14 protein-coding genes and 1 pseudogene are annotated in these 13,865 nt (G+C 53.4%); 4 read left to right on the forward strand and 11 right to left on the reverse strand.

What is annotated here, in order from left to right; genetic code table 11:
- Positions 1-95 precede the first annotated feature (95 nt).
- The 4 genes from AArcSt2_RS07060 to map all read right to left on the reverse strand — a co-directional run bounded on the left by AArcSt2_RS07060 (position 96) and on the right by map (position 3,144).
- On the reverse strand, positions 96-674 hold the full coding sequence (locus tag AArcSt2_RS07060; RefSeq protein ID WP_174652169.1) for a DUF2150 family protein: 579 nt from the start codon (positions 672-674) through the stop codon (positions 96-98).
- An 83-nt stretch (positions 675-757) separates the two neighbouring features.
- Positions 758-1,603, reverse strand: coding sequence for a TatD family hydrolase (locus AArcSt2_RS07065; RefSeq protein ID WP_174652170.1), 846 nt, complete (start codon positions 1,601-1,603; stop codon positions 758-760).
- 24 nt (positions 1,604-1,627) lie between these two features.
- Positions 1,628-2,191 carry an HIT family protein gene (locus AArcSt2_RS07070; RefSeq protein ID WP_250583546.1) on the reverse strand — a complete coding sequence of 188 codons (564 nt, stop codon included), beginning with the start codon at positions 2,189-2,191 and terminating at the stop codon, positions 1,628-1,630.
- Between the two features lie 47 nt (positions 2,192-2,238).
- Positions 2,239-3,144 carry a type II methionyl aminopeptidase gene (map, locus tag AArcSt2_RS07075; RefSeq protein WP_250583547.1) on the reverse strand — a complete coding sequence of 302 codons (906 nt, stop codon included), beginning with the start codon at positions 3,142-3,144 and terminating at the stop codon, positions 2,239-2,241.
- Positions 3,145-3,290: 146 nt separating this feature from the next.
- Here map and AArcSt2_RS07080 point away from each other — a divergent pair, with 146 nt between their 5' ends.
- The gene (locus AArcSt2_RS07080; RefSeq protein ID WP_174652173.1) at positions 3,291-3,989 is read left to right on the forward strand and encodes a metallophosphoesterase family protein; all 699 of its coding nucleotides are present in this window, start codon (positions 3,291-3,293) and stop codon (positions 3,987-3,989) included.
- A 13-nt stretch (positions 3,990-4,002) separates the two neighbouring features.
- A complete protein-coding gene (gene ppk1, locus AArcSt2_RS07085; RefSeq protein ID WP_250583548.1) occupies positions 4,003-6,333 on the forward strand; it encodes a polyphosphate kinase 1 in 2,331 nt (776 codons plus the stop codon).
- 6 nt (positions 6,334-6,339) lie between these two features.
- On the opposite strand, the gene AArcSt2_RS07090 is transcribed toward ppk1, so the two are convergent.
- Together AArcSt2_RS07090 and AArcSt2_RS07095 are read right to left on the reverse strand one after the other, a co-directional pair.
- Complete coding sequence (locus AArcSt2_RS07090) at positions 6,340-7,245, reverse strand: isoaspartyl peptidase/L-asparaginase (protein ID WP_250583549.1); 906 nt, start codon at positions 7,243-7,245, stop codon at positions 6,340-6,342.
- Positions 7,246-7,306: 61 nt separating this feature from the next.
- Complete coding sequence (locus AArcSt2_RS07095; protein ID WP_250583550.1) at positions 7,307-7,924, reverse strand: SOUL family heme-binding protein; 618 nt, start codon at positions 7,922-7,924, stop codon at positions 7,307-7,309.
- A gap of 123 nt (positions 7,925-8,047) precedes the next feature.
- Here AArcSt2_RS07095 and icd point away from each other — a divergent pair, with 123 nt between their 5' ends.
- Entirely contained in the window at positions 8,048-9,310 is a 1,263-nt protein-coding gene (gene icd / locus AArcSt2_RS07100; RefSeq protein ID WP_250583551.1) for an isocitrate dehydrogenase (NADP(+)), read from the forward strand.
- Positions 9,311-9,349: 39 nt separating this feature from the next.
- Here the strand turns inward: icd and AArcSt2_RS07105 are convergent, their stop codons facing one another.
- Together AArcSt2_RS07105 and AArcSt2_RS07110 are read right to left on the reverse strand one after the other, a co-directional pair.
- The gene (locus AArcSt2_RS07105; protein WP_250583791.1) at positions 9,350-9,688 is read right to left on the reverse strand and encodes a cupin domain-containing protein; all 339 of its coding nucleotides are present in this window, start codon (positions 9,686-9,688) and stop codon (positions 9,350-9,352) included.
- Between the two features lie 84 nt (positions 9,689-9,772).
- Positions 9,773-10,555 (reverse strand): annotated as a pseudogene (locus AArcSt2_RS07110) (YihY/virulence factor BrkB family protein); the annotation flags it as partial.
- Between the two features lie 124 nt (positions 10,556-10,679).
- Here AArcSt2_RS07110 and AArcSt2_RS07115 point away from each other — a divergent pair.
- On the forward strand, positions 10,680-11,204 hold the full coding sequence (locus AArcSt2_RS07115) for a DUF5817 domain-containing protein (protein ID WP_250583793.1): 525 nt from the start codon (positions 10,680-10,682) through the stop codon (positions 11,202-11,204).
- Between the two features lie 12 nt (positions 11,205-11,216).
- On the opposite strand, the gene hmgA is transcribed toward AArcSt2_RS07115, so the two are convergent.
- From hmgA to AArcSt2_RS07130, 3 genes are read right to left on the reverse strand one after another with little or no spacing between them, the layout of a single operon-like run.
- On the reverse strand, positions 11,217-12,449 hold the full coding sequence (gene hmgA, locus AArcSt2_RS07120) for a hydroxymethylglutaryl-CoA reductase (NADPH) (RefSeq protein ID WP_250583552.1): 1,233 nt from the start codon (positions 12,447-12,449) through the stop codon (positions 11,217-11,219).
- 53 nt (positions 12,450-12,502) lie between these two features.
- A complete protein-coding gene (locus tag AArcSt2_RS07125; RefSeq protein ID WP_250583553.1) occupies positions 12,503-13,486 on the reverse strand; it encodes an alpha/beta hydrolase in 984 nt (327 codons plus the stop codon).
- A gap of 2 nt (positions 13,487-13,488) precedes the next feature.
- Complete coding sequence (locus AArcSt2_RS07130) at positions 13,489-13,845, reverse strand: DUF8159 domain-containing protein (protein ID WP_174652185.1); 357 nt, start codon at positions 13,843-13,845, stop codon at positions 13,489-13,491.
- Positions 13,846-13,865 lie beyond the last annotated feature (20 nt).

Below are 13,865 nucleotides of genomic sequence, written 5' to 3' on the forward strand. Positions count from 1 at the left end.
AATTAGGCTGGAGATCAGCTATGGGATGTTGTCAGAAGATAACAGGTGCAGTCGCCCGACGGTGGAGTACTGGTACCCTGTTACGCACCGTAGTATTAGTCTTCTTCAACGACTTCCGGATCGCTCAGTGCGCTTTGGAGGCTGTCAAGTCCGTTGACCCACTCTGCAACAAGCCCGTATTCGAGTTCTTCGGCGATCGACATATCCAGTTCCTCGCCAGCAATAATCAGCGTGCCAGCCTGCACAATATAGCTCAGTGCGGCATCAAGCTCTTCGCTTGCTTCTGCGTCTGCTGCGGCTGCAATATACTCATCAACCGGTGCGTCACCGCTTTCGCCTGCGATAATGAACTCCTCTGCAGCGTAAAAGACAGGAACAAGGCTTGTCTGAACGCCATCAATAAGTATCGTCTTCTCTTCATCCTCGAATTCGACCTGTGCGAGAACGATTTCACGGATTTCTCCGAGTTTCGAAACAGCAAGCTCCTCATCAATTCGATCGTCATCGAATGCAGTCAACACCTTGACGACAGCGATTGCAGCATCATCTTGCAGATTAATCAGCAGTCGTGCTGAGTCTTCGTTCTCCGGATCAAGCTCTTCTTCTTCGACACGGGTTAGCCAGTTTTGCCATCGTTCTTCCGAGTAGAACGTTTCGGCGGGCTCGTCACTCATGTTTTGAACGTTCCACGCTGTACTCAAATGCCTTTCCTCTTTGCCGGTGTACGCGAGGGTGTCTCAGACACTCACTAAAACCGCTAGCCGAGAGTCCCCTCTGTATTGATATCATATACCTTTTTTGGTGTGTCAATGTGTGCATTCCGCACAGCTTCATCATACCCTTCTCCAAGCAGCCATCGAACACGCCGTGGAACCGTTTTTAATCCGAGCACTGCCCCGGGGCGATCGGGATCATCAATGAAATCAGTCTCCATCAAGAACGGCGCGTCCTCGGTTGCCGCAGTCTCAATATCCGATTTGTTGCTCATCACGCTTGGCGTAGGGCCGGCCAGTCTCCCCCCTGCGTAATGCTTGACAACTTTGTGTGGTGACAGGCCGCGATCGGCGGCCCACGCTGTGATCTCAGTCAAATCCTCCGATGCCTCTGTGTGCAGTTGCACCGCACAATCCAGCTCTGCGCCACGCTTGAACGCATGTTTCATCACGTTGTTCGACGCCTCCCACACCGCATCCGTAACCTCGTAGTGCGGCCGACCGGATTTTAGCGCAAGCGCGTCGCCACGATCGACATATGTCGCGGCAACATCGATCGCACCTCTCATGAGCGATTCTGCATCCTCGGGTGTAAACCCACGCTCGTCGACGAGTCGAGATATCAGTCCGGGGTGTACACCAAGGACGGGCCAGCCGCGGCCTGGAAGAAGCTCGGTTGCGTCTGCGACCGCATCGATGGTGGTTTCGAACACGTGTGCAAACGCTGCGGGCTCATCAGCCTCAACACCGAGGTGCCATGATGGTTTGTTGACGACCAACAGGTGTGTCCCACCCATATGAACGAAATCGTTCACAGCGGAGAGCCCTTGCCCGTGTTCGAGGTCAAGATGCATGTGGTTGTCCAAAACGGGAGTGTCAAGCGGTTCCATAGCTGTTGCTACGAGCGTGTCCAACTATAGATCAAACGAAAAGTGAACAGCAGCCGTCGGTTCGGTTTCATCGTCTGTTACGTCCGGAACGATTGCCTCATCTAGTGCTGCGAATGCTGCATAGAGCTGTGTATACGTCTCTTCTAGCGCTTGGACGATCACTTTTGTGTCGCTCAGAACGGGCATGAAGTTCGTATCACCGCGCCAGCGTGGGACGACATGCGTATGAAGATGGTCACCGATCGAACCCCCTGCTGCAGGCCCAAGATTTAGCCCGGTATTGACGCCTTCTGACCCCATTCCGGACTCGATTGCCTCCAATGTTCGCTGTTGTAACAGCGCATGATCGAGAACCTCCGTTTCAGAAAGATCGGTGTACTTGCCAGTGTGTTGTCGTGGAATGACCATCACATGCCCCGGATTGTACGGATAATTGTTCAACAGAACAAAGCTATGTTCACTCCGCGCAACAATCCGGTTCGACCGGTCATCCGCTTCCTCCGGGAGGACACAGAACGGACAGCCATCGATCGGGTCGCGCTCACGCTTGATCCACTCAATTCGCCACGGTGCAAACAGCGGTTCCATGTCAAACAGTTTGCAGCGGGTTTGATAGCTATTCCGTCACTGCGGGGCTAATCGAAGCTGTGAATCCCTGCGGTTGTGACCTCACAGCCATCCTCAGTGACAATGAGTGTATGCTCTGCTTGGCTCACAAGCTGCCCGTCATCTTCTTTTAATACTGGATAGCCTTTGACGATGTTTGCCATTTTGAGGCGACGGAGTGCAATATCCGCACGGGAGTTGTCAAGCCATCGAGCAGCAAATGGAAGGTTTTCGAATGCTTCGATCTCTTCTAAGACTTTGCGCGCGCGTCGATCGCGGACAGAGCCGCTTCCAACCTGCTCGTAGATCTCTTCATCCGTCCCTTCAGTTACCTTCCCGCGGCCATCTGTTGCGAACGGTTCGATCGCAATCACTTGCCCAACCTCCAATTCAACGCTCCGTTCGACACCACGGTTTGGAATATTTGGACCCGTGTGCGCGTCATACTGCTGGACGCCGTGGCCAGTGAGGTTGAGAACTGGAGTGTATCCATAGCTCGTAATGACGTCTTCGATTTCGCCACCAATGTAGCCGACTTCGACGCCCGGAGCAACCGCATCAACGGCCGCTGCAAGCGACTCCTCTGCGGCATCAGCGAGGTCTGGTGTCCCAGAATGGTCAACGGTGACGGCAGCGTCTGCAATGTAGCCATTGACATGAACGCCGATGTCTAAACAAACCATCTCCTCACCAAATACGGTTTCATCGTCACGCCCAGGCGTCGCGTGTGACGCTTCCGCATCAATACTGATGTTAACAGGGAAGGCAAGTCCAGCACCCTCTTCTCGGATGTAATCTTCCGCGTACGCTGCAACCTCTAAATGGGTGGTTCCCGGCTCAACCATCGCTCGGGCTTCATTCATTACATCAGAGAGGATCGCTCCTGCCTCTCTGTAGCTGTCAACTGCATCATCATCAAGCGGTCCAATGCTCATATGAGGTGAATTTGCAAGAGGACGGCAAAGAAGTTGCGGGAGTTCGATGGTCTGTCTTTCAAACTCGATTTTGGTGTGGTCTATATAGACATATAACATACTCTTAGCAATTGTTTATCCATTTGAAACCCATACTGAGATAACGAATGGCGATTCCTGAATTCAGCGCAACGATCGAGTCACAGCACCAACGACTGGATCCTGACAACTGGGAGGATGTCTACATAGTCGGAGACGTACACGGGTGTCTTGATGAATTTACTGACCTTCTCGAACAGCTCAATGTAACCGCAACAGACCTTGTTGTCGTTGTTGGCGACCTCGTTCGAAAAGGTCCAGACAGCGCGGGGGTCATAGAGTTGGTTCGAGACAGTCCGAACATCTTCTCAGTTCGGGGGAACAACGAGGAGAAACTCCTTCGTGGCACAAAATCCCTTCCAGAGTTGACTACGGATGATCTGGCATGGATTCAGTCGCTTCCGGTTGCGATTTCATTTGCGGACACGTTGATCGTTCACGGTGGAATTGATCCGCGAAAGCCGCTGGCTGATCACGATGTCGATGATCTACAGAACACCCGCTCACTTGTGCCGGGCGGAAGCTACGACCGGCCATTTTGGTTCGACAAATATGCAGGCCCACAGCGTGTCTTTTTCGGTCATACCGTCCTCGAGCGCCCGATTGTGAGAGCGCATGCAGTCGGGCTTGATACCGGCTGTGTGTACGGCGGCACACTCACGGCGTACGACTGGCGTGCTGACAAGATCATTCAGTACAACGCAACAGAAACGATCCAAGAGCGGCCAGACAAAAAATTCGTCTCGCCACCAGCACAAACGCCCTAGAATACGCATCGACATGACCTCCAAAGAAGACGAAGGCGAACATGGAGACCCCGCAGACGGACAAGTAGACAATGGTCAGTTGCAGGCACAGAGAGAACGTGAGCCAGCACAGATTCCGCCGATCGTCCGTGAGTCAGACAGGACCGTATCACCTGACCTCCCGCTCGATGATTCAACATTCTATCTCAATCGTGAGCTAAGCGAACTTTCGTTTCAATGGCGTGTGCTTACGGAGGCACTCGATGAAAGAAATCCGCTACTTGAGCGGTTGAAGTTCCTCGCAATCCTCACTGGGAATATGGACGAGTTCTTTATGAAACGTGTCGGAGGGCTCAAACAGCAGATCGCAGCCGGCGTGACAGAACAGACGGTTGATGGCCGAACACCAACTGAACAGTGGGAAGAGGTCTTAGAATTCAGTCGGCAGCTACTCAATACCCATGTGAGCTGTTTTCAACATGAGATACTGCCTGCGCTTGCGGAGGAGGGAATCGAAATCACAGACTACACAGCCCTTTCGGCAGAGACACAGCAATCGCTTCGATCATATTTTGAGCGATCGATCCTCCCCACACTCACACCGCTGACATTTGATCCAGCTCACCCGTTTCCGTTCATTTCAAATCTGAGTCTCTCGCTTGCAGTGGTCACAGAACAAGATGGAGAGGAAACGAAGTTTTCTCGAGTGAAAATCCCAAAAAATCGCCCACGGCTCGTTCCTGTTGAGTCACCACATACAGGAGATATTTCAGAAATTGAGACGGCCCGATTTGTACCGATCGAACAGGTGGTCGAACACAACCTTGATCTGTTGTTCCCGAACGTGGATGTTGTGGATGCCTCAACGTTCCGTGTGACCCGGAATGCGGAGGTACGACGAAATGAGGACGTTGCAGAAGGCCTTATCGAGATGATTGAAGACGTTCTCAGACAGCGTCGGTTTGCGACGGTTGTTCGGCTCGAAGTGGCCGCAGATATGCCCGAGAACGTCAAAGAGCTACTTATCGAACAGTTAGCGCTCGATCCCAAAGAGGTGTTTGAGCGTATCGAGCCGCTTGCAGTTGAGGATTTCTGGCACCTGCTCGAACTCGATCGACCAGCCCTCAAAGTTGAGCCATGGACACCACAGCCACATCCACGGTTCAGCAGTGTCGATGAGGAGACTCCAGAGACGCTCTTTGAGGAAATCTCGAAAAAAGATATTCTCGTCCATCATCCATATCACTCTTTTTCGACAACAGTGCAAACGTTTCTTGACACCGTTGCACATGACCCTGATACGCTTGCAATCAAGGCTGCAATCTATCGAACTGCGCCAGACTCACAGGTGGTCAACAGTTTGATCGAAGCCGCAAAGAACGGCAAGCAGGTTGCGGTGATGGTTGAGTTGAAAGCTCGGTTCGATGAGGAGAACAACCTGCGATGGGTCAAACGGCTCGAAGAAGAGGGAATCCACGTTGCATACGGAACGATCGGATTAAAAACGCACAGCAAGGTTGCGCTTGCGGTTCGTGACGAGGGCTCAGATGATGGCGTGACGCTGTACTCACACATTGCGACTGGAAACTATCACTCAGAAACGGCGAAGTCGTATGTTGATCTTGGCCTCTTTACGGCGGACCGAGATATTGGACAAGACCTTGTCAGACTATTTAATTCATTTACCGGTCACTCCCGACAGGAGACGTATCGAAAGCTGTTGGTTGCACCGGAGACGCTTCGTGATCGGATGACCGAACTCATTCGCCGTGAACGAATGAACGCGGAGGCTGGAAAAGCGGCACGAATCACGGCAAAAATGAATGCGATCGAGGATCCACAGATCGTGAGCGAACTCTACGAGGCCTCTATGGCCGGTGTTGAGATAGACCTCATCTGCCGTGGTATCTGTCGCCTCCGGCCAGGTATCGAAGATGTGAGCGAAACTGTGCGCGTCCACAGCGTTGTTGGGCGGTTTCTGGAGCACTCACGGATTTTCCGATTCGAGAATGATGGTGAGCCGGAACATTACCTTGGGTCAGCAGATTGGATGACGCGAAACCTGGATCGACGGGTCGAAGCCGTAACGCCAGTAACAGATCCGGAACACAAAGACGAACTGGACGACATCTTAGAAATAATGCTCTCGGATACTAGAAAGCGCTGGGTAATGCATGCGGACGGCTCATATACACAACAAACCTCGGATGATGAAGACGAACTGAGCACGCATGAACGGTTGATGGAACGCACACAGGCTGCCGCGCCGAATGTTGAAACAGAACCAGCACCGGACAGATCGGATCGGCGCGAGCCAACGATTAATTTGGATGAGATATACGTCAGAGAGACGATTGATCAGTGAGTAACATTATTTTTGAGCAACACTAGTCTGCATCCCATCGCTGTTGAATGCACTGCCTGCGCCGGAGTCATCAAGGACAATCACGCCTGCGGATGAGCCGGTGAGTTCACCAAACTCTTCGATCGCAAGGTCTGCTGCAGTCTGTGCATCCATTCCTCGTTCGAGATGACGAACAGCACGCCGAGTGAGCGTTGTCTTTGCAATATCTTCGCCAGCGCCAGTGGAACTTGCCCCACCAGCAGGAGACGCATAGAATCCGGAGCCAATCTGTGGAACATCGCCCACACGGCCTGCAAGTGCGAACGATCGACCACCAGTAGAGGTCGCCGCAACAAACATCGTTCCATCGTATGCGACAGCACCAACCGTATCGTGATCAGGTGCATGTTTGTCGTGCGGTGTTGCTGTTGATCCACCCGCTTGATCTGCACCGGTACCAAACCGTGTTTCGAGCCATTGGAGGTGCTCACGAGGTGACCCTTGCGGTGGATTTTCTTCCGTAAACCGGGCGGTTGTTTTCTCGGTTCGGAGCTCAACGCCTGTTTCAATGCCGAAATCCGACGCGAGGTCAACAGCGTGATCGCCAGCAATGAGCACATGTGGTGTCTCTTCGAGGACAACACGAGCGACGGAGATTGCATGTTCAATACCCGCCATTGAGGTTGCAGCGCCTGCTTCCCGATCGCTTCGCATAATACCCGCGTCAGTGCGAACGACGCCATCCGACTGAATGGCACCGCCGTAGCCAGCGTTGAACCGATCATTCGACTCAAGCACTTTGAGTGCGCTTTCGACCGCGTCAAGCGGATCCGACGTAGCTGCACCTGCGTTGGCAGCGTCATCTAGCACCTTCTGTCGTGTGTCAGGTTCCTCAGGAATACCACCAGCACCGCCGTGTACAATAACTCGCATACTGGAGGCACCGATAGCAATTGAATAAAAGCCACGGAACCCGGCGATCCGGGACGGGTTACTACGGTTCGATCGGGACGGCAACTTCATGTCGCCGTAAGAACGGTGGCGTCCATGGCGCATTGTACTGCATCATGAACGGTTTCCCGGTCGGTCTGATACCGTTCTCTTCCAATGTTGAGAGGAGGTGGTCAGTTGCTCGTTTGATCCGATCGCCTGTTGCATACCAACTGAATTGATACACGGCAATCTCACGTGGGGCTTCAACCGTGAGCGAGACACCGACTTCCGTTGGTGTTGGGGCAGTTTCAGGAGCATATGATGCAGGAAGATAGAACGCCATGCGAACACCAGAGCCTGCAGACTCGGTTCGAAGCGGCGCGGTCATCTCCATGCGTTCACCTGCGGTTCGGACAGGTGCAGTCATCGCAATCTCTGTGCCACCATCATTTGCGCCCGTAATGTACCGATACAGTCGTCTAAATGCAGTCGATCGGTCCTCAGCAGTGGTTTCAACAGTAACAAGCGCAGGATATCGACGCCGTTCAACACCGTTGGCTGTTCCAACAACTTCGTACGCTACCTGTGCTGTTGTTCGAGATGAGTAGACGCCCCATCCGACCCATGTCGCCGCTGCCGCAACTGCCGCACCGATCGCTATTTTTGCCCCGCGTTTCATAGCCGTCGTACGTCGTGGAGACACATATACCGTCGCCCTCGCTCGGCTGTGACTATTGTTCACACATGAGACAGAGCAATAACGGCAGGCCTTTTAGGATGCCGTAAAAACTCGTGAATGTTTATGAGCAACGAACTGATCGAAGTTCCTGAAGACGGCGAGAAGATCACGCTCGCTGACGAGGAGACGGGCAAACTGAACGTTCCTGACAACCCGATTATTCCAATCATCCACGGCGACGGAATCGGAACCGACGTTGGTCCAGCCGCTCAGAAGGTACTCGATGCAGCCGCAGAGGCAACCGGGCGATCGATTGCATGGATGCGTGTCTACGCTGGTGAGTCCGCACGGGAAAAATACGAGGAGAACCTCCCACAGGAGACCGTTGATGCAATCCGAGAACACCGCGTTGCGATCAAGGGACCACTCACAACGCCAGTTGGTGCTGGCTTCCGTAGCCTGAACGTTGCACTGCGTAAAAAGCTTGATCTCTACGCAAACGTTCGTCCAACCTACCACCTCAACGGTGTCCCATCGCCGGTTACAAATCCAGAGGCAATGGATATGGTCACCTTCCGAGAGAACACCGAGGATGTGTACGCCGGAATTGAGTGGGAAGCGGGTACTGATGAAGTCGAACAGGTCAAAGCATTCGTTGAAGACGAGATGGGATTCGACTCAACAATCCACGATGGCCCCGTTGGAATCGGTATTAAGCCGATTACCGAATTTGGTTCGAAACGACTTATTCGTGAGGCGATCGACTACGCGATTGCAAACGATCGCCCATCCGTAACGCTCGTTCACAAAGGCAACATCATGAAGTTCACCGAGGGTGCCTTCCGTGATTGGGGCTATGAGCTTGCAGATGAGGAGTACGGCGACAACGTCATTTCAGAGGATACCCTCTGGGACGAGTACGATGGCGAACAGCCCGCTGACACGGTTGTTGTCAAAGACCGTATTGCAGACAACATGCTCCAGCAGCTTCTCACTCGAACAGGAGACTACGATGTCATCGCGACAATGAACCTGAACGGTGACTACATGTCCGATGCAGCCGGTGCGCAGATCGGTGGCCTCGGCATTGCACCTGGTGCAAACTTCGGTCACGGTCGCTGTCTCGCAGAGCCAGTCCACGGCTCTGCACCGAAATATGCAGGCCAAGACAAAGTCAACCCAACCGCAATGATCCTTTCGGGCCGCGAGATGCTCGATTACATGGGCTGGAAAGACGCCGCACAGCTCGTTCGTGACGCTGTCGAAGAGACAATCTCCTCCGGAAACGTCACCTACGACCTCCACCGACAGATTGAGGGCGGCGAGAAACTCGCAACCAGCGAATTCGCAGACGAAATCGTCGAAAACATCGAAAAGCTCGCATAAGCGGTCTACTCCGGTTAATCGATTAACATATACTCTATTTTATTCAGCCCAATCCGGATCTGTCCGAGGTGGGCTGAAGATATCGAGCCCAAACACTTCTTTATCACCACGGTTTTCGGCTCCATGTGGTTCCGCACCCGGAATTGCGTATGAGTCACCGGGACCGACAACGACATCTTCTCCATCAACAACGAATGTGAGCGTTCCTTCGATAATATACCCTGTTTGCTCGTGATGATGACTATGTTCAGGAACGGTTGCACCGGGTTCGATTCGGAAGCTTTGAACGCTCATCTCTTCACCGGCGGCGAGTTGTTGGAGGTGGACACGATCGACAGGTTCTGCTTCTTTATCTGGGTTGTACGGAAGTACGTCCATGCCACTACGGTGTTCGGAGCGGGCAAAAATATACGGCCTGCGGCGATCGGCGGCACCAACAAGAGATAGACTGTCTTGTGCGAGCGTCCGATTGAGCGCAGCACCAAGTAAAAATACCAAACAGAGTGCGTAGACCCACGTCAGCAGGACTATTATGCCGCCCAAGACACCGTATAACTGATACTGGCCTGCAGTGCCAACGTACCAGAGAACACCGTACCGAAGAAGCACCCAACTGATCGCAACCACGATCGCACCCGGAACCGTTGATAAGAGCCCGATTTTAATTGGTGCTAACACCGCGTATACCGCGCTTAGTATCGCCATAAGAAAAATAGTAAAGCCAATGGCAGACCAGACCGATCCAACGGCAATCATACTCATTGACGAGACGATCGTCTCAAATCCAACAAAGAGCAAAAACACGGTGAGAACGAGCACTAACAAGAGGATACCGTCGTAAAACTGGTCTAACAGCGAGTTCTCGTGTGTTTCGCTATAGAGCTCTCCAACACCTTTTGAGAGGCCGCGGAAGAGTTTCAACGATCCCCAAAGAACCGCAAGAAATCCAAAGAGCCCCACGCCTGTTCGACCATCTTGATTTTGCAGCACAGATTCAAGCGTTGACACACCTGCTTCCGAAAGGAATGGCTCCGCAGCAGCAATTGCTTGCTCGACAAACTGATCTGCGCCCACGATCGTGGCCCCAATAAAAACAAGCACAACAAGCGGAAGCGCTGCTGCAAGCGCATAGTACGCAACAGCAGCGGCAACAAGTGTCAGTTCACGCTCATTCGCAAGGGTCGCCGTATCTATCACGACCGATGCGGTTGTTCGAGCAACTGAACGGCTCCACGACGTTGACATAGCAGTGTCGTACAGACACACGCTTGTAGGTATTTTTCAGGAATTGTTGACTATCGAAACAATGATACACAACCTGTGGCGTCGCAAGCAGTATCTTGAAACCCGACCATCGAAAACTGCAGGTATGTACGCGGTCGTTGGCTGTAATAAGTGCAATACGATGTGGCTACTCTCTAATCCTCGTCACGCAAAAACTGCAACCTGCCCTCGCTGTCAGAAACAGCACCAGACAAAAAAGCTCAAACATTTCTTTGAATCAGACGACAGAGCCGCAGCACAGGAAGCCCGGGCGGCACTGCTCGCAAAGAAACACGGAGATTCGGAGGCGTTTGCGGACGTTGCACACACAGCAGAGTTAGAACGGCTTGTTGAGGATGCAGGTGTGGATGATCACGAATATCTCACCGAGTCGGGACTTGATGCAGACACAATTACGGAGGCAGGTGAGATGCGAACAAGCCGATCGCGGAGCCGAAAAGAGATTGTTCAAGATGCGATCGAGACGGCTAGCGATCGGCCAACAGCAGCAGACATTCATGAGTACGCGGCCGATCACGGCGTTCCAAAATCTGCGTCAGAAAAAATACTGGAAGGGCTTGTTCGAGCAGGGGACGTAAGCGAAACCGGCGGACAATACCGTCTTTTATAATGATGACGCGACCTATCGGCCTAAACTCTCATGCGCACTTGAGAGATGTCGAGAGCCAAGCGCTGCAAGCAATGAGAGCTCACCAGCAACCGCACCAGTCGCGATACACTCGGCGAGCGCATCGGCATTCGTTCCTGCGGGGTCACCACCACCGCGAACACCCAAGATGTCGAGCGCTTCTGCCTGTGTCGGGAGCTTTGTCCCACCGCCAACGGTTCCCACTTCCAGGCTTGCGATCGAGACGGAGAAGTAGAGGTCGCCATCAGCGGTCACATCAGCTGTCGTAATCGCATTTGCGCCCTCTACAACCTGTGCCTCGTCCTGTCCAGTTGCGAGAAACATCGCCGCAACGACATTTGCGACGTGGGCATTGAATCCAAGCGATGCGGCTTTTGCAGAGCCAATGAGGTTCTTTCGAGTGTTGATTTCGGCGATCGCCTCCGGCGTCGTATGCAGCGAGTTTTCAACGACCGAACGTGGGATTGTTACGTCGGCCGTGACCGATCGACCGCGGCCCTCCACGGCATTGACCGCAGCCGGTTTTTTGTCCGAGCACATGTTTCCAGAGAGTGCGACAAGCGAAGCGTCAGTTTCATTTTCAATGATGTCGCAGGCGGCTTTTGTTGCAATCGTGACCATATTCATTCCCATGGCGTCTTTCGTGTCGTACCGGAATCGAAGATAGACATTGTTGCCGACGACGTACGGCGTTACGTCAAGAAGTTCGCCGTGGTTCGTTGTCTCGGCTGCAGCATCGACAAGCGCCTTGTTGTTGTCTCGAACCCACGAGACGAGCGCCTCCGCTTCAACAACGTCTCGTACGCGAAACACCGGTGCACGGGTCATGCCCGATTTGGTCACACGAGCGTTTGCGCCACCAGAACGGTTGATGACCGAGCAACCACGGTTCACAGATGCGAGGAGTGCGCCCTCCGTTGTCGCAAGCGGCAGATACGACTCTCCCTCGAATGCGCCACCGGATAGTGAGACCGGCCCCACGACACCGATCGGCACCTGTACTGCACCGATCATGTTCTCAATGTTTGGTTCCGCAGTCGCTGCTGGGAAGCCATACGATCCGATCGTCTCTAAAGAGGCATCGGTCTCTTCGGAAACGAGCGCTCGTCGAGCCGCAGTTGCCGTGTCTGCATCCGCATGCTGTTCAAGTTCGTGAAGTCGGAGCTCACCATCTTTGACGCGGGTTACAAGTGCTGCAACGTTCGCGTCGGTCTCGGCGTCAGTCATATAACAGGGTCAACACGGCGACCGCAAAGGAATATCGGTTATCAGGTATCGTTCTACCCAGTGGAACGATCGTCAGAGAACACATCCATCAAGAAGGTTAGTTGATGGCCGATCGTCTGTTCGAAGTCCTCGGCAAAGATGCTGAAATGGGTGCCGGGGAACCGGACAAATGTACTATTTTCGATCGCGTTTGCTGCGGCCGCAACGTTATCAACGGGCGTGATCTCGTCTTCGGTCCCACCGATAAGCAGCGTTGGAGCACGAATATTGGAGGCTTGTATGATTGGACGATACCGAGCAATCCAAAGGAAGAGTCTTGCCGGTGTTTTGTTGTTCCAGTTGGATTCCCGATCAACCAGATCGAGGAACTCTCGCCGCGCACCAGGGGTATCAACAACGGCTCCAGAACCGGGGTCGCCAACAATTGGGACTGTCCGACCGAATCCCACGAATGAACCGAGCCGATCGCGGATCCCCCGTCCAATCGAGCCCAGCAAGTATTTTGGGCGTTTGATATTGCTTTTGATCACCGATCGGCCATCAGTGAATGGACACGTTGCAATGACTGCACTCACATCGTAGCGATCGGCGGCCGTGGCGAGGACGTGCCCACCCGAAAGCGAAAAGCCCCAAAGCACAACCCGGTTTCCATCAACCTCGTGAAGTCGCTTGACGGCTTTAATCGCCGCTTCGTAGTCTTGCTGTTGTTTTGTTGCATCAATGAGCGATCGGGGGGCGCCCTCGCTCTCGTTGTGGTGGCGGTAGTCGAATAACAACACCGCATAGCCTGCCTTCGCAAACCGTTCGGCATATGCCGGATAGCCAAACGTTCGCCACATTCCAAGGCCGGGAGCCATAACGATTAGCGGCGGCTTCTTCGGCCGATCGGGCAGATAGAGCGTTCCAACAACCAAATCTCGATCGTCGGGATCTGCGTCGTGTGGGCTTGGAAACTCAACGCGTCGGGTCGAGTATGCGTCTCTGGCAGGTCGTTTGAGCCGTTTCTGTGCGAAGTTCTTTGGGTTGCGTCTAGTCACTGTTAGGGTTCCTCGTCTACGTGTTCAACCGTACTGATCACCTTTTCCGACAGATCTTCATCGGAGAGTCGGTAGTTTGCATAGCCTTCGAACCACGCTTGTTTTGCATACCAGGTTCCCATCGGATCGCCGGGCGCTCTGACGACGGTGGCATCAAGCCGTGTTGGCTCCCACTCGCCATCGGCTTCTAAATCAATGAGCGCATTGAGCGCACGGCCCATCTCCCAGTGGTGAATCTCAAAGCCAGGAAATGCGGTCATGTACGTTAGTTCGATGCGATCGCCGGGGTCAGTTACCTCTACGACATCGATTCCGTAGTTTCGGAATTCGTCTTCCAAGCCAGCGGTCGCCATACTCATACAGTACTGTTCTCCCTACG

Origin of the sequence: Natronocalculus amylovorans (assembly GCF_023638035.1) — an archaeon.
In the GTDB taxonomy this organism is placed as follows: Archaea; Halobacteriota; Halobacteria; order Halobacteriales; family Haloferacaceae; genus Natronocalculus; species Natronocalculus amylovorans.